16 protein-coding genes are annotated in these 16,060 nt (G+C 65.4%); 11 read left to right on the top strand and 5 right to left on the bottom strand.

Annotated features, from left to right (window positions below):
• Nucleotides 1-40: 40 nt before the first annotated feature.
• Nucleotides 41-784, bottom strand: a complete 744-nt coding sequence (locus ACT4ML_RS18125; RefSeq protein WP_444722123.1) for a hypothetical protein — start codon at nt 782-784, stop codon at nt 41-43.
• Nucleotides 785-1,100: 316 nt separating this feature from the next.
• Between ACT4ML_RS18125 and ACT4ML_RS18130 the strand changes: the two genes are divergently transcribed.
• The 3 genes from ACT4ML_RS18130 (at nt 1,101) to ACT4ML_RS18140 (ending at nt 4,504) form a co-directional block, all read left to right on the top strand.
• Nucleotides 1,101-1,811, top strand: coding sequence for a DUF7117 family protein (locus ACT4ML_RS18130; protein WP_444722124.1), 711 nt, complete (start codon nt 1,101-1,103; stop codon nt 1,809-1,811).
• Nucleotides 1,812-2,183: 372 nt separating this feature from the next.
• Nucleotides 2,184-4,160, top strand: coding sequence for an OPT family oligopeptide transporter (locus ACT4ML_RS18135; protein WP_444722125.1), 1,977 nt, complete (start codon nt 2,184-2,186; stop codon nt 4,158-4,160).
• The gene (locus ACT4ML_RS18140) at nt 4,157-4,504 is read left to right on the top strand and encodes a PqqD family protein (RefSeq protein WP_444722126.1); all 348 of its coding nucleotides are present in this window, start codon (nt 4,157-4,159) and stop codon (nt 4,502-4,504) included. The genes ACT4ML_RS18135 and ACT4ML_RS18140 overlap by 4 nt, the downstream gene beginning before the upstream one ends.
• A gap of 133 nt (nt 4,505-4,637) precedes the next feature.
• On the opposite strand, the gene ACT4ML_RS18145 is transcribed toward ACT4ML_RS18140, so the two are convergent.
• The 3 genes from ACT4ML_RS18145 to ACT4ML_RS18155 form a co-directional block, all read right to left on the bottom strand.
• Nucleotides 4,638-5,531, bottom strand: a complete 894-nt coding sequence (locus ACT4ML_RS18145; RefSeq protein WP_444722127.1) for a bifunctional methylenetetrahydrofolate dehydrogenase/methenyltetrahydrofolate cyclohydrolase — start codon at nt 5,529-5,531, stop codon at nt 4,638-4,640.
• A 98-nt stretch (nt 5,532-5,629) separates the two neighbouring features.
• The gene (locus ACT4ML_RS18150) at nt 5,630-6,442 is read right to left on the bottom strand and encodes an alpha/beta fold hydrolase (protein ID WP_444722128.1); all 813 of its coding nucleotides are present in this window, start codon (nt 6,440-6,442) and stop codon (nt 5,630-5,632) included.
• A 127-nt stretch (nt 6,443-6,569) separates the two neighbouring features.
• Nucleotides 6,570-7,511: a hypothetical protein gene (locus tag ACT4ML_RS18155; protein ID WP_444722129.1), complete on the bottom strand. Its 942-nt coding sequence runs from the start codon at nt 7,509-7,511 to the stop codon at nt 6,570-6,572.
• 133 nt (nt 7,512-7,644) lie between these two features.
• Here ACT4ML_RS18155 and ACT4ML_RS18160 point away from each other — a divergent pair, with 133 nt between their 5' ends.
• Entirely contained in the window at nt 7,645-7,776 is a 132-nt protein-coding gene (locus ACT4ML_RS18160; RefSeq protein WP_444722130.1) for a hypothetical protein, read from the top strand.
• A 37-nt stretch (nt 7,777-7,813) separates the two neighbouring features.
• On the opposite strand, the gene glyA is transcribed toward ACT4ML_RS18160, so the two are convergent.
• Entirely contained in the window at nt 7,814-9,061 is a 1,248-nt protein-coding gene (gene glyA, locus ACT4ML_RS18165) for a serine hydroxymethyltransferase (RefSeq protein WP_444722131.1), read from the bottom strand.
• Between the two features lie 164 nt (nt 9,062-9,225).
• Here glyA and ACT4ML_RS18170 point away from each other — a divergent pair, with 164 nt between their 5' ends.
• From ACT4ML_RS18170 to psmA, 7 genes are all read left to right on the top strand, one after another.
• Entirely contained in the window at nt 9,226-11,367 is a 2,142-nt protein-coding gene (locus tag ACT4ML_RS18170) for a hypothetical protein (RefSeq protein WP_444722132.1), read from the top strand.
• Between the two features lie 392 nt (nt 11,368-11,759).
• Nucleotides 11,760-12,578 (top strand): transcriptional regulator TbsP, encoded by an 819-nt coding sequence (gene tbsP / locus ACT4ML_RS18175; protein WP_444722133.1) that lies wholly within the window; start codon nt 11,760-11,762, stop codon nt 12,576-12,578.
• A gap of 400 nt (nt 12,579-12,978) precedes the next feature.
• Nucleotides 12,979-13,272: a hypothetical protein gene (locus ACT4ML_RS18180; protein WP_444722134.1), complete on the top strand. Its 294-nt coding sequence runs from the start codon at nt 12,979-12,981 to the stop codon at nt 13,270-13,272.
• Between the two features lie 160 nt (nt 13,273-13,432).
• A complete protein-coding gene (locus tag ACT4ML_RS18185; RefSeq protein ID WP_444722135.1) occupies nt 13,433-14,137 on the top strand; it encodes an RNase P subunit p30 family protein in 705 nt (234 codons plus the stop codon).
• Entirely contained in the window at nt 14,121-14,750 is a 630-nt protein-coding gene (locus ACT4ML_RS18190) for a class I SAM-dependent methyltransferase (RefSeq protein WP_444722136.1), read from the top strand. The genes ACT4ML_RS18185 and ACT4ML_RS18190 overlap by 17 nt, the downstream gene beginning before the upstream one ends.
• 3 nt (nt 14,751-14,753) lie before the next feature.
• Entirely contained in the window at nt 14,754-15,239 is a 486-nt protein-coding gene (locus ACT4ML_RS18195) for an Rpp14/Pop5 family protein (protein ID WP_444722137.1), read from the top strand.
• A gap of 4 nt (nt 15,240-15,243) precedes the next feature.
• On the top strand, nt 15,244-16,014 hold the full coding sequence (psmA, locus tag ACT4ML_RS18200) for an archaeal proteasome endopeptidase complex subunit alpha (protein ID WP_444722138.1): 771 nt from the start codon (nt 15,244-15,246) through the stop codon (nt 16,012-16,014).
• Nucleotides 16,015-16,060: the final 46 nt, after the last annotated feature.

Here is a 16,060-nt window from a genome sequence, read left to right on the forward strand (position 1 = left end):
ACCCACTACGGAACCACGACACGACGGGGCGACGGGTCGATTACTCGCTCTCGTTGTCGGCTTCGCTTTCGTTGCCGCTCTCAGTCTCGTTACCGCTCTCGGAGTCGGTCTCGTTCCCCGCGCCGTCGTCGCCGAACGTCAGCGTGACTTCCTCGTCGTCGCCGTCGATCTCGACATCGTCTTCGGTTTCCTCACCCTCGTTTTCGGCGGTGACGGTGTATTCTCCGTCCTCGAGTTCTTCGAACTCGACTTCGCCGTTCTCGTCCGTCTCGTCTTCCATCGGGAACTCCTGACCGGTACCGGTTCCGGTCGTGGTCTCGTTGTCCGACTCGTTCTCGGACTCGTTCATCCCCGATTCGTCGTCGGTCATCGACTCGTTATCCGACTCGTTTTCGGACTCGTTCATCCCCGCCTCGTCGTCGGTCATCGACTCGTTGTCGGACTCGTTCATCCCTGCCTCGCCGGTCGTCGACTCGTTGTCCGATTCGTTGTCGGACTCGTTCATTCCCGAGTCGCCGCCGAGCGAATCGGCTTGCTCGAGCGTGACGGTCGCGCCTTCGACCGACCCCTCGCTGTCTTCGACCGTGACGGTCAGGGTATACGTCTCGTCACCGGATTCCGTTTCGTCTTCGGTCTCGTTTCCGGACTCGTTGTCCGTTCCTTCCTCGTCTTCGGTCTCGTTATCGCCGCCGGGGCCGCTGTCGGCACAGCCGGCCAGCGCGAGCGCACTTGCTGTTCCTGCTGCGGTCACGAACGTCCGTCGGTTCAGTCGCTTACGGGACATATATCTGGGTAGGACGTTCCGTCTGGTTTCGATGTGGCCTGCACCTGCCGTCCGTTAATCACCTATTGAACGACGCCCAGAAACTGGTGATCGTCATCGCCTTCGCACCATCAACGAGACGGAAATAACACGGAAAGCGACACTCTCCGAGAGGTCGACGGTGTCACTGGCCGAACTGTTCGGCCGACGTTCATACCGTGTCCGGTGACTTACCCGGACTACTCGCCCCTCGAGCCCGCAGCCGAATCCCAAAGACAGGACACCGCGTCGCGGCGGGTCCGGTGAAACTTTCGGTGTCCCGACCGTACCCCCGCCCATGAAGATCCGGGGTGAGCGCGAGTGCAAGGCGTGTGGGACCCGTTGGTCGTACTACGAGACCGGCAGCGTCGGCTGTCCGGCCTGTGGCAGTCTGCGCAGCGTCGGCGTCGACGAACGCACCGAGCACACGGACCTGCAGGTCGCGTTCGATCTCACCCCCGTTCGGAACGCGATCGACGAGGCAGCGACCGACGACATCGCCGAGCGGGCCCGCGACCGCTGTCGCGAGTACGTCCGCCGCCGCGGATTCGTCAACGCCGGCACCCTCCGCGAACTCGACGACACCTACCTCGCGGCGACCGAACTGCTCCACGTCGCCGACATCGTCGCCCGCGAGATCCGACTTGAGGACCGCGAGGAACTGTACTTCCTCTCCTTGCTTCGGGACGCCGATCAGGGCGAGCGCCCGCCCGTCGAGGAAGTTCCCCAGACCTTGCGGGCAGCCCGCGGGCTCGCGTACGCGAATGCAGTCCGTGAGTACCGCCGCGATATCCGGACGTGGGCCGAGGACCGCGATCTGACCGCGAGCGAGCGGACCGCGCTCGAGACGCTCGGCGAGCACGTCAAGCGGATTCGGATGCTCGACGGCGACGTCGACCCGCGGACCGCCGAACGGCTCGTCGGAGCGACCCGCGATCTGGCCGACGGCCTGCGCGGCGACGAGGTCGCGTTCTCGCAGGCCCGAGAGCGACTGGATAGTCTCGAGTGAGGAGCGCCGGGGCGATAGCAGGTCGCGGACACGGTTCCGTCAGGTCACGGTCGACGCGACCGCAGCGATCCCCGCGATTGATCCGCGGAACGGTGACTCCGGTGGAGCGGACGAATCCGAGACCGCGTGGCAACTGATCGCTGATACGACACGATCGTTCCGAATCTTGTTACATTTATACGCGGACCGGCTATCGACCGAGCGAACGGAGCGGACCCCGTCCGGACTCGCTCCTCCCGAGCGTCGACCGTCGGGTCGACCCGACCGGTTGGCCGACCCCTCGCCCACTGAGATCGGAACCGACCGCGTCGGTCGGCGCGGCGTTCGGTCTCTCCGGAACGGAGCCGATCGGGCTGTTCGCTGCACCAGACTATGTCACACGGACCATCGGAAGAAGGAACGGAACCGCGCGACAGTCGTATCGGTAGTGACCAAGCGGCGGGCGACGGGCCGACACCCTACGTTCCCGCCGGACGAAGCGTCGCGGAGCTCACCGTCAAGGCGGTCCTGATCGGTCTCGCGCTCAACGTGGTGATGCTGACCGCGAACATGTACCTCGGGATGCGTTCGGGGATGACGATCAGCGCGTCCATCCCGGCCGCGGTCATCAGCATGGGCGTCTTCTACGGGCTTCGCCGGGTCGGAATCGGCGGCACGATCCTCGAGAACAACATCGTCCAGACGATGACCTCCGCCGGCGAGGCGCTGGCGGCCGGCGTCATCTTCACGATCGCCGGCGTCACGTTCCTCGACCAGCCCATCGACATCGCCGGGACCGCCGCGGTCGCGGTACTGGGCGGCCTGCTCGGAGTGCTGTTCATGATCCCGATGCGGCGCTATCTCATCGTCGACAAACACGAGGAACTCCCCTATCCTGAGGGGACGGCGTGTGCCGACGTACTCGAGGCCGGTTCGCGCGGCGACGAGGGCGTGAAGCTCATCTCCTTTGGCTTCCTCGTGAGTTTCCTCTACATGTGGCTGGCCAACGGTATGGCCGCGTTTCGGACGACGATTCAGACGGCGTTCTCGGCGGGAGAGACCGACGGGTTCGCCATCGGCGGCGACTTCACGCCCGCCCTGATCGGCGTCGGCTACATCATCGGTCCGCGAATCGCCGGCTACGTGTTCGGCGGCGGGCTGATCGCCTGGATGATGCTGATTCCGCTGCTCATTACGGGCGGATTCGTTCCCGAGTCGGCCGCCGACGCAGCGCTGATGGCACAGGCCGACGCGGTCTGGGACGAGTACATCCGCTACGTGGGTGCAGGGGCGATGATCGTCGGCGGCTTCTACGCGATCCTCTCGATGCGGGGGACGATCGCCGACGCGCTGGGAACCGCGGCCGCGGAGGTCCGTGGCTCCGGTGCGGCCGCGACCGGGGACCGCAAACGAACCCAGCGGGACCTCCCGATGAAGGTCGTCGTGGGTGGTGCGATCCTGATCGCACTCGCGCTGGTCGCGGTCCCGCAGGTCCAGGTCGGCCTGCTGGGCGGCTTCATCGCCGTGATCGCCGCGTTCCTCTTCGTTGCCGTCTCGGCGTACCTCGTCGGAGTCGTCGGCAGTTCCTCGAATCCCGTCTCCGGGATGGCCGTGGCGACGATCCTGATCGCAGCGCTGGCGTTGCGCTCGACTGGCGTGAGCGATCCCGTCGTCGTGCTGGTGACCGCGTCGGTGGTGGCGATCGCCGCGGCAGTCGCGGGCGACACCTCCCAGGACCTCAAGACCGGCTATCTCCTCGGTGCGACCCCCCGAAAGCAACAGCTCGCACAGATCATCGGAATCGCACTGTCGGCCCTCTTCGCTGGCTGGGTCCTGTACTTCTTCCATCAGGCCTACGGCATCGGCAGCGACACCATTCCGGCACCGCAGGCCGGGATGATGGCACTGATTTCCGAGGGCGTTCTCACGGGCACCGCACAGTGGGGAATGATCCTCATCGGAGCCGTCTTCGCGATCGTCCTGATCCTCATGGACGTTCCCGTCCTGCCCTTTGCGGTCGGGATTTATCTGCCGATCACGCTCGCAACGCCGATCTTCCTCGGCGGCCTGCTCCGGGCCGGAATCGACCGGTACATAGCGCGGAAAGACGACGAAGACGGATCGCTCGCCGAGCACACGACCTCGAGGGGCCGGATCGTCGCGGCCGGGTTGATCACCGGTGAGGCGATCATGGGTATCGTCATCGGCGCACTCTATATCACCGGCAGAGGTAACGCGGAAGGAGCGCCGTACCCGCTCGGACTCGCCGGCGAGACGCAGGCGATCCTCGGCGTCGCGGCGCTCGTCGCGCTCGTCGGCCTCTTTACCGTCAGTGTCCTACGAAATGCACCCGAGACGGCCGAAAAATGAGCACACACGGGCCGAACGCGGTTCCGCGCCGCGCCGTGGACGACTGGGAAGAGACCACCGTCGACGGTGACTCACGCGTCTCGATCACCCGTACGAAAACCCCGCGGAACCGGCTCGATCGGTTCCTGTTCGACCTCTTCGGAACGAGCCGAGAACGCGAACTCACGCTGGATCCGGTCGGAACGACCGTCTGGTGGCATTGCGACGGCGACCACACGGTCTCGGAGATCGCGTCGATCGTCGCCGACGCACATGATGCCGACCGCGTCGAACCGGTCGACGAGACGCTCGCACACTTCCTCATGCGACTCGAGGAACGCGACCTGATCCGGTTCGACGAGTAGTCGCCGGGACGGGTCCTCGGACGACACCTCTGTGTCTCCCGTTTGCGCTGCGCTCGTTCACGGTGTTCGCCACGGGTATCAGCGGTGATGGGTCCGCCGCTCTCGAACGATCGGGAATCGACCGTCAAACAGGTCAGGGAAGCTCAACGTCGATGTCTTCCTGCAGGCTCGCGGCTTTGACGGTATTGTAGAGTAACATCGCGCGCGTCATCGGTCCGACGCCGCCGGGGACGGGCGTGATCGCGCTGGCTTTCTCCTTTGCACTCTCGAACTCGACATCGCCGACGAGTTCGTACCCCTTCTCGGTGTCGGCGTCGACGCGGTTGACGCCCACGTCGATGACGACCGTGTCGTCCTCGAGCATCGAGCCGTCGACGAGTTCCGGGACGCCGGCGGCGGCGACGACGATGTCCGCGGTCCGGGTCTTCGCCGCGAGGTCGTCGGTCCGGGAGTGACAGACCGTCACGGTCGCGTTGCCGTCGTCGGCCTTCTGGATCAACAGGTTCGCGAGGGGTTTGCCGACGATGTCCGAACGGCCGACGATGGTCACGTCCTTGCCCTCGGTGTCGATATCGGCGGACTCGAGGAGCTTCTGGACGCCGTGGGGGGTACAGGGACGGAAGCGGGCGTCGCCGGCGACGAGTCGGCCGACGTTCTCGGGATGGAAGCCGTCGACGTCCTTCGCGGGGTCGACCCGGCGGATCACGTCGCGGTAGTCGACGTGGTCCGGGACCGGGGCCTGCACGATGTAGCCGTGGACGTCGTCGTTCTCGTTGAGATCGGCGATGGTGTCGAACAGCTCCTCGGGCGGGGCATCGCCGTCGACGTCGACGTGGTGGCTCTCGATGCCGACCTCCTCGCAGTCGCGCTGTTTCATGTTCACGTAGGTCTGGCTCGCGGGGTCGTCGCCCATGAGCACGGTCGCCAGCCCCGGCCGCGAACCCGCGTCGGCGAGTGTCTCGATCGCGTCGGTCAGATCGTCCCGAATCTCGCTCGCGACGGCGTTGCCGTCGATGATCTCGGTCATTACCTGAGTTGGCGGCCGCGAGGCTCATTAATCCCCGGATTCGTGCCCAGAACGGTCCCAAACTCGGGCCGAATATACACTTCCGTGTACAACCCGTCTCAGAACCGCGCGTCGAGGAACGCCCTGATCGCGTCGGTTACCGGCTCCGGGTTCTCCAGCGTCGAGGTGTGGCCGGCCTCGGGAATCAGTTCCATCTCGGCGTCGGGCAGTTCCTCGAGCATCGGCTCGGCCCGCGACGGCGGGAGCGTCGAATCCTCCTCGCCGTGGACGATGAGGGTCGGCACGTCGATTTCGGAAAGTCGATCGGTCACGTCCTCGCGGCCGAGCCACGAATTGAGTTCGTGGTAGACGGCTTTCCCGGGGTAGGTCGCCCAGCGGTCGACCCACGCCTCGACGAGTTCGCGGTTCTCCTCGAGTGTCGTCTCGCCGAACAGTTCGGCCGTCGACCCCGCCGCGATCTCGCGGGGCAGCGGCTCGAGTGCGTCCTCGTACGGCTCTACCAGTGCGCTGTACTCCGCGCGCTCCTCGTCGGGATGTGGGGTCGCGATCGAGTCGATCAGGACGAGCCCGTCGACGCGGTCCGGATACGCGAGCGCGAACCGGAGCGCCGTGAAGCCGCCCATCGACATGCCGGCGATGACGGCGCTGTCCTCGCCGAGGCCGTCGAGCAACGCCGCGCAGTCGTCGGTGAGGTCCCACAGGTCGTAGCCCGGCGCGTACCGGTCCGTCCGCGCCCGCAGGTCGTAGGCGATGGCCCGGTACTCGTCCTGCAAGGCCTCGAGTTGCGGCGCGAACATCGTCCGGTCCATCAGCGTCCCGTGTGCGAAGACGATCGGCTGTCCCTCGCCGAGGTCGGTCGTCAGCGCGTCGGTTCTGGATCGATACATCTCGGTGGCTGTCTTGTCGACCATGTGAATTGGTAACTACAATCCCTCTGAAAAGGATACGTTATGCGGAAGAACACGACACGCGCCCGTACGGCGGCGGACCGGCGACCGAGACGGTCGATCTACCGGCGCTCGAGGCACACGCGGAGCGCTACCGATTCATGCCCGGTTCGGCCACGTCCCACTCGGTCGTGTCACGCGCGTCGGTTACTATCGGCGCGTACTCGTCGGCCAAACCCTCGTACTCGGTCGTTCCGGCCGCGTCGATCAGCTCGCGGGCCTGTCGCTCGTGGACCGCTCGAGCGACCGCCAGCGCGTCCGGGTCCACGTCGACGCTCTCGGCCTCGAGTTCGGGTCCGAGTCGTGCCGTCCAGACATCGTCCTCGAGCAGGCAGACGGCCCGCTCGTCGGCCGACAGCGGCGGGACGCCGGCGACGTGGTCGCCCGTGCCGACGAGGTCGAAGCGCTCGATCGCCTCGAGAATCCCGATCACGTCGGTCGCCGGGGCGTCGCGGTCGGCCGCTGCGAGCGCCGCCTCGAACGCGTCGGCGTCGATCGGCGCGCTCATGGTCTCGGGCCGCGGCGTCGGATCGCCGCGGTCCTCGTGTGCGATGACCTCCTCCGCGACGGGGTCGCTGTCGTCCGCGACGCCCGGCAGCGGGTCGGCGCGGTAGGTCTCCCCGTTGTCGAACCGAACCGGGACGAGACCGATCGTCTCGCCGGTCGTGATGGCGTCGAACAGCAGCGGGTCATCGGTATCGTAGCTCTCGAGGTCGAGCCCGAGCCCTTCGGGCGGGTCGGCTCGGACCAGCGGATCGGGGACGGGGGCCACGATTTCGCCCCCTTCCTCGCGGAGTTGCCGCGGATACGGCGCGTCGGCGGTGGCCGCCTCTTCGATCCCGCTGCAGACGAGCATGGGAACGTCCTCGTAGTCGTCGACGTCCCAATCGATGTGGTCGCCGCTCGCGGCACCCATGTGGTCGGCGACCGGCGTCACCACGACCGCCAGCTCCGAGGCCGCCGTCTCGTCGGTCTCCCGGAGCGCGAGCAACCGATCGTCGTCCAGAACCGTTCCGGTCGGACGTGTAGACATTGGCCGCGGTACGGTCAGGCCGCGGAAAAGCCGCGTGCCGGCGAGTGACAGGCGCCGTTGCGAGCGGTCAGCGAGCGACTCGAGGACTGAGTCGAAGCGTACGTTCTTCCCCTCGGGGTTCGAGGGGCTACCTATGGCCTCGAGATCGACGACGCGCGAATCGGTGCGCTCGCTCTCACCGGTCGTCGGGGTCGGTCTCACCGTGGCGATCACGCTGGCCGCGGCGATCGCTCTCGGCGTACTCGCAATAATTATAGTCGGCTAAGAAGTATCGAATCGTAACCGGGCCAACCGCCGCTATCTTACTCGTACAGCGGGTTTTCGTCGCACAGCGTCGCGACTTCCTCGCGGACCTCCTCGATGACGGTCTCGTCCTCGGGAGCGTCGACGACGCGAGCGATCAGGTCGCCCACCTCGCGGCAGTCGTCCTCGTCGAAGCCGCGCGTGGTCAGCGCCGGCGTTCCGGCGCGGATACCACTGGGATTGAACGGCGAGCGCGTCTCGCCGGGGACCGTGTTCCCGTTGAGGACGATGCCGGCGTCCTCGAGTGCTTCCTCGGCGTCGCCGCCGGAGGTGTCGGGGTGGCTATCCCGCAGATCGACGAGCACGAGGTGGTTGTCGGTGCCGTCCGAGACCAGCGAGAAGCCGTTCTCGGAGAGGCTCTCGCCGAGGGCTTTCGCGTTCGCGACGGTCTGCTCGGCGTACTCCTCGAAGGCTGGCTCGAGGGCTTCCTTGAAGCCGACGGCCTTGCCGGCGACGTTGTGCATGAGCGGGCCGCCCTGTCCGCCGGGGAAGACGGCGGCGTCGATGTCGTCGGCGTACTCCTCGCTCGTCATGACGATGCCGCCCCGGCCCGAGCGGATGGTCTTGTGGGTCGAACCGGTGACGAAGTCGGCGATGCCGACGGGCGACGGGTGGACGCCCGCGGCGACGAGTCCGGTTATGTGGGCGATGTCCGCGAGGTGGAGCGCGTCGACGTCGTCGGCGGCGTCCTGAATGCGCTCCCACTCGATCTCGCGCGGGTACGCGGAGTAGCCCGAGACGATGATGTCCGGGTCGAACTCGGCGGCGTGGTCGGCGAGGTCGTCGTAGTCGATGTAGCCCGTCTCGGGGTCGACCTCGTACTGCTCGACCTCGTAGAGCTGGCCCGTGAAGTTCGCCGGGTGACCGTGGCTGAGGTGGCCGCCGTGGTTCAGGTCCAGCGACAGGATCTTGTCGCCGGGCTCGAGCATCGCGAAGTAGACCGACTGGTTGGCCTGCGTGCCCGAGTGGGGCTGGACGTTGACGTGCTCGGCACCGAACAGCTCTTTCGCCCGCTCGATCGCGAGTTCCTCGACCTCGTCGGCGTACTGACAGCCGCCGTAGTAGCGCTCGCCGGGATAGCCCTCGGCGTACTTGTTCGTCAGGGCGCTGCCCTGCGCGTCGATGACGGCCTCGCTGACGTGGTTCTCGCTGGCGATCATCTGTAACGTCTCTCGCTGGCGGTCTACCTCGCCCTCGAGGGCGTCGGCGACGGCGGGATCGACGTCCCGAACCTGATCGTGGTTCATAGTCGAAGTGGGGTCTGGCGGCTGCATAAGTGTACCCTTCCCCGGCAAGTCGAGCCACTATCGCCGATCAGCGCGGCGACCGAACCGGCCGGTCGCGGCCCGTGTTTGACACACCAGCACACCCCGATACAACTAACTTACCAGAGTGACATTCAGCCAACTGAATGATAGAGTGGGCGGTAGACGGCGACACCCTCCACGTCACCGATGCGGACACCGCCGAGCTACCGGTCGGCGGTGACGAACTCGTCGTCGAGGGCTCCGGTGTCGACATCCCGCGGCCGGTCGACGACACGGTCGTCCTGACGGCGAGCGAACTCCGGTTCCCGCACGCGGTCGTCTACGCGTTCTCCCGCGACCTCGAGGAGCAGTACGAACTCGACCCCAGCGGGGAGCCGCTTGCGCTGTCGCCCGGCGAGTACGTGATCGATATCGACACGGAGATCAAGTCCTATCTCAGCTTCGACGGGCGGGCGACGATCGAAAAGACCGACGACTACGAATCGATCGTCGTCTCCTTTCCGGACCGAACTCGGGTCACCCTCGGCGTCCGCTGTCGCCACGAGTTCCCCGCCGGGTCGATCACCGTCCCCGACTCTCCGTCGGCGATCGCCGAGGCCCTCACACACATGGCCGCCTCGCACAAAACGGACGGGCCGGACCGGTCCTACCCCACGCTCCGGGGCCACCCGTCGCTGATCGAGCACGGCGACGAACTCGAGATATCCGACTGTATCCGAGCCGATACCGCCGATCACGGGATCGAACTGGTCGTTCCGCCGGACTACGAGTCGCTGTTCGTGACCGCGCCGCTGGCGTACTACCTGCAGGCGACCGTGCGAACGACCGACGAGGTCCTCGGTAACCGAATCGGTTCGACGCGCGACCGGCCGCGACTTCGACTCCGCGATCATGCGGTCGAAGAGGAACTCTCGCCGATGCCCGACCTGGAACGCGACGTCGAGCGACTCCTCCGGAAGGTGTTCTTCCTCGACTGTCTCGTCCGGAACGCCGGCCCCTACGGGACGACCCTCTCGGAAGGCAGCCTGCTCGAGGCACTGGACCTCGACGCCGAGGCGCTCTACCACGCCACCCCGCAGGAGCGACTCGCGACCTATCTCGAGGTCTCCTACGCGGCGATCGAACACCGCCTCCCCGACTGGCACCTCTCGACGTACGTCGCGCCGACCTACGACAGCGTCGAAACGCTGCCGTTCCTGCTCGACCGCCTGAGCATGATCTACACGCCCCGAACCTCCGAACTCGAGGGGCGGGAGCTGGTCGAGCGCTCGCTCGAGGACTTCTATCGGGGCGCGGAGCCGGGAGCCAGCGGAGCGGACGAAGCCAGCGCAACGAGCAGAGCCAGCACCGGCCGGGTCGCCTCGGTCGACATCGTCAAACCCGACCTCCGGAGCGGCCGAACCCACGGCTGGCTCGCCGACGGCGTCCCGATCGACGTCTTCAAATCCGCCCCCGAGGCCTACCACAACCGCCTCGAGTTCCTCGAGCGGACGAGCGATTCGACCTCGATCTGTGTCGTCCTGAACGATCCGGAGATGGCCGGCGAACACGAGGATGTCGCCGAGATCTACCGCCAGCGCTCCGAGGAGCTGGCGATAGATGTCACCGTCGCGGAGTCGCTCGAAACGGCCGAACTCGCCCGGGTCTTCGAAGACGACCACGACTTCGTCCATTACATCGGCCACTGCGAGACCGACGGGCTGTGCTGTCCCGACGGGACGCTCGCGACCTCGAGTCTCGGCCGCTGTAACGTCGAGACCTTCTTCCTCAACGCCTGTGGCTCCTTCTACGAAGGGTTGGAACTGATCGAGAAAGGAAGCGTCGCCGGTGCCGTTACGGTCACCAAAGTGCTGAACGACCACGCGATCAAGGTCGGCTCGACGTTCGCCAAACTACTGGTCCACGGCTTCAGCATCGAACGCGCGATGGGGCTCGCACGCAGGCGAATCATGATGGGCAAAGACTACGCCGTCGTCGGGGACGGCACACACTCGCTCACGCAGGGCGAACACCAGCTCCCGACGACCGCGACGCTCGAGGAACTCGAGAGCGACGGCGACCGGCGCTACTCGCTGACCCTCGACTGTTACTCGACGCGGGCGACCGGTTCGTACTACTTCCCCCACACCGAGACCAACGAGTTCGCCTACCTCTGTGGCAACGAATCGAGTTTCACGCTGACGGAGTCGGAACTCGCGACCATGCTCGGGGAGACGGAGGCATCAGTGATCTACGACGGCGATATCTACTGGTCGGAGGAACTGAGTAAGCGGTTCGATCGCTAACTGTGGCTACGGCCCGCCGTACGTACTGACTCGCTTCGCTCGCATCGCGAACTGTCGGGGCAATCGACCGGTTCTCGCCCGGTTTCCTGTTCGGTCGACCAACTCGTGAACGATCCACCACAGCCGTTCGTGTTGGACAGCCATACAGTACCGTACTATACTCCTTGTATATAGTTATTGTTGATAGCTATACGACCGTCATCCGGCGGTTTGCGTGCGACCAACATCCGGAGATCCGTGCCGTCCGAGGCATATAAGTGATATCTGTATTTCATCGGCGAACTAACGGGTTATGGGACAAAAATTACCGGTACAGGCCCCAGAGGACAAGTTCTGGTGTGCAAATGGCCACCAAAATTAAGTGGAGTGCTCTCGATTACTTCTGTATAGGCATGACCTCGAATTTACTCAACCACCAGATTGACGATATTCTCGAGTCCGTTCTCGAGGATGCGAGCGGCGACATCTACATGGTCAACCCGTCTCGAGACGCCATCGAAGAGTTCGTTTCGGTCGCGACCGGGTTCGACGGCGAGCTGCCGTCGGTCCACATGCTCGCCGACGAACGGACGCTGAAAGACGTCATGGACGACTTCATCGTCGCCTCGAACGCAGCGGACCTCATCAGCGAGGGCGCACTCTCCCTGCGAACGCTCGAGGAGGCACCCGAAAACTCGCTGGTCGTCAGCGAGGACCGCGTCGTCGCCATCGTCCACGCCGGCGACCGCGTCGGCGGGCTCATCACGGACGACGAGAGCTTCGTCGCAGACACCTACGACACCTACGCCGACCGCTGGGCGGACGCCGCCGATTTCAACCTGCGCACGCCGCCGATCACGGACGTTCGCGAAACGCTCGCCGACGAGATCAGTCCCGCCGCCGAGGAGGATTTCACCGCCATCCTCAACTCCCTCGAGACCGCTCGCGGCGACGGCGACGGCCTCGACGAGGTCACGATCTCGCTGCTCGTGGCCGCCAAGAACGAGGCCCTGCTCTACGACATCAGCAAGTGGGGCGAGGACGTGGGAATCGCCTCGAAAGCCACCTTCAGCCGGACGAAGACCAAACTCGAGGACATGGGCCTGATCGACACCGAGAAGGTCCCGATCGATGTCGGCCGGCCACGCCTGCGCCTCAAGATCGGCGACGACCGGCTCAACGAGGCCGACAACGGCCAGCTCGCGACCGTCGCACAGTCGATCTTGAACTAGGACCAACGAAATTTTACGCTGCGGTCTGTTGCGCTGGCGGCTTCGCCGCACAGCGCAACGTCCCTCGGCAAAATCCTCAAAAGAGCGCGAAGCGCTCTTTTGGACATCGCGGAGCTTCGCTCCGCTCAGTTTCGATCAAAAGCACTCCTCCTTCCGTTCGTTCGTCCCTTCAGTCCTCACTCACATCGGTCGTCGGCCCGCTCGCTCAGCCTTCGGCTTCGCTCGCGGTCGGAATCTGGTAGCCGCCTGCCCTCCCCCGAGTCGCGCGCCCTCACAGTTGTTCGGGCGCGCTCCCGGCCATGTAATTCTGTACGCCCCTCAGTAGCGGATCGAGAGTCAGTTCCGGCGGGGCGTACGGTCGGCAGATACATATCCGCCGTGATCGTAGTGTCGGCTCAGTGTGACGATTGACACCCGGCAGCTCTATGTCGTCGGTCTCGTACTGGGACTGATCGGAAGTCTCCTGACTGTCGTCAGCCTTGTACTCGCTGGGTTCGTGACCACCGCGGTTATCGGGCTCGTAACGACGTTCGCCTTCGCGGTCAGTCTTGAAAACGTCTTCACGAGGGAGGATCTCGATCGGGAGCATTCGTTGAGTTACCGCGTCGTCAACTGTGGCGGTGCCGTCATCGTGGTCGCCCTCGGTCTCCTGATGCTCACAGTGGGGATGATGTCTTTCAGAACGTTCGTGTGACGCATATCTCGTCACCGGCCGACTGCGTCACTCTCGTCTGCTACGACTTAGCTACGGTTTGGAACTGCCGAACACTCCCTCAGCGATCGAATATCAGTATTCGATCGGTCGGTCGCCGCATGACGCAAACCCCAAGTCGCCGCCGCGAGACGACTCGAGTATGTACGAGGCCGTCCACGCCCGTCCCGACGGAGAGAGCACGGTCGCCAGGTTCGCGAAGACGGCGGCCGACTACGGGTTCGAGGGTGTGGTCGTCCGCAATCACGACGGCGCTCGAGCGGCGTACGATCCCAACGAAATTCGCGACGAGTACGGAATCGATGTCGTCGAGGGCGTCGAGATTCGGGCCGACGATCCACAGCAGGCGAGCGGGTCGGTTGGAAACTTCCGAACGTCTCACACGGTCGTCGGGATACACGGCGGGACGACGGCGCTGAACCGCTTCGCCGTCGAACAGGCGAAAGTGGACGTGCTCGCACATCCGATGACCGGCAACGGGGATTTCAATCACGTCTTGGCGAAAGCCGCCGTCGAGAACGGCGTTCGCATCGAGTTCAATTTCGGCGGGGTGCTCCGAGAGAGCGGTGGCCGCCGCGTCCGGATTCTACAGTCGCTGCGGAAACTGCGGGAGATCGTCGATCACTACGACGCGCCCTACGTCGTCAGCGCCGATCCGACTTCCCACCTCGAGTTGCGGTCGCCACGCGAACTCAAAGCCCTCGGCGAGGAGATCGGGTTCTCCCGCGAGTTCGTCGAAGACGGCCTCGCGGAGTGGGGGCGAGTGGCCGACCGCAACCGGCACGTCCAGTCCGAGTCGTTCATTGAGCCGGGGGTCGAACGTGGCAGGTATGAAGAAGAGTCTTGAGGAACACGCCGCCCGGTTCGACGAGAAAGCCGGCGAGTACGACGAGTCGAAGTCCGAGGAGTACCACGCCTGCGCGAACCTCGTGGTGGAACACGCCGCCCCCGAGAGCGACGATGTCGTCCTCGATCTCGCCACCGGAACCGGCGCGATCGCGCTCGCGCTGGCCCCCGACGCGGAGCGGGTCGTCGGCCGCGACATCAGCGAGGAGATGATGGCCGAAGCCGAGGAGAAGGCCGCCGACGAAGGCCTCGAGAACCTCGCGTTCGACCGCGGAACGTTCCGCGAACCTAACTACGACGGACAGGTCGACGTGGTCACCTCGAACTTCGCGCTGCACCACCTCTCGGACGACGAAAAGCGCGAGGCGATCGCGGTCATCGCCGACCTCGAGCCCCAGAAATTCGTGCTGGGAGACGTGATGTTCTTCGGCGAGCCCGACCCCGAGGAGCCGTTCTACTCCCCGGAGGTCGACGATCCGGCGACGGTCGGCGTGCTCGCGGACGCCTTTACCGACGCGGGCTTTTCGCTGACGGCGGTCGAGCGCGTCCACGATCAGGTGGGCGTACTGGTCGCCGAGCGGAGTCCGACCGCGGACGAGACGGCCGCCGAGTAACGCATGAAACACCTCCCCAAACACCTCCGACCGCGCTGGCGGTACCTCGCCGTGGAACTCGAGACGTGGCCCGACGAGCGGCTCGGCAGGCGGTCGTTCCAGCGCGAGCTGTGGTACGCGGGCCAGAACCTGCTGGGCGATCCGGGCAGTGCCGACGCCGATCTCAGCGTCGTCAGGTTCCGGTTTACCGACGGAACGGGGGAGGCGGTCGTCAAAGTCCGCCGCGGAGAGACCGAATCGGCTCGAGCGGCACTGGCCTGTATCGACGAGATAGACGGCGCTCCCGTCGGGATTCGGGTCAGCGGTATCAGTGGCACGATCCGGGCGGCTGAAGAAAACTATTTAGGACGGGACGGGCAAGATTCCGAAGAGAGAAACGTCGTGTTCGGGAACGAGGAGCGAGTCGCCGTCCTGCGGGACGACGTTGGGGACGTGCGACTCGATGAGGCGTTCGTGGGCGCGACAGACCTCGATTACCATTTAGTGTGATACTATGCAGGGACAACAACAACAGCAGGCGTACGACCGCGGCATCACGATCTTCTCGCCCGACGGCCGACTCTACCAGGTCGAGTACGCTCGCGAGGCGGTCAAGCGAGGCACGGCGAGTATCGGTGTCCGAACGAACGACGGCGTCGTCCTCGCCGTCGACAAACGAGTCCCCTCCCCGCTGCTCGAGGACTCGAGCGTCGAGAAGATTCACAAGGCCGACGACCACGTCGGCATCGCCAGCGCGGGCCACGTCGCCGACGCCCGCCAGCTGATCGACTTCGCCCGCCGCCAGACGCAGGTCAACCAGCTGCGCTACGGCGAGCCCATCGGCGTCGAGACGCTGACGAAGGAAGTCACCGACCACATCCAGCAGTACACGCAGGTCGGCGGTGCCCGACCGTTCGGCGTCGCGCTGATCGTCGGCGGCATCCAGAACGGCGAGCCGCGCCTGTTCGAGACCGATCCCTCGGGGACGCCCTACGAGTGGAAGGCGCTGGCCGTCGGCTCCGACCGCGGCGAACTCCAGACCTACCTCGAGGAGAACTACGACGACGAGGCCGACCTCGACGGCGGCATCCGACTCGCACTCGACGCGCTCGCGTCGGTCAACGACGGGTCCCTGCTCCCCAACGAAGTGGGGCTGGCGACCGTCGACGTCGAAACCGAGTCCTTCGAGCAGTTCGATCAGGACCGGATCGCCGACCACCTCGAGGAGAACGACGTCCTCGCCGACGGCGAGGACGAGCCCGAAGACGACGAACCCGCCGAGTAATCGAGACGCCGTTCGGTTTCCGACCGCCGTTTTCCGACTTCGTTGT

The organism is Natrinema sp. LN54, from assembly GCF_052439245.1.
Classification (GTDB): domain Archaea; phylum Halobacteriota; class Halobacteria; order Halobacteriales; family Natrialbaceae; genus Natrinema; species Natrinema versiforme_A.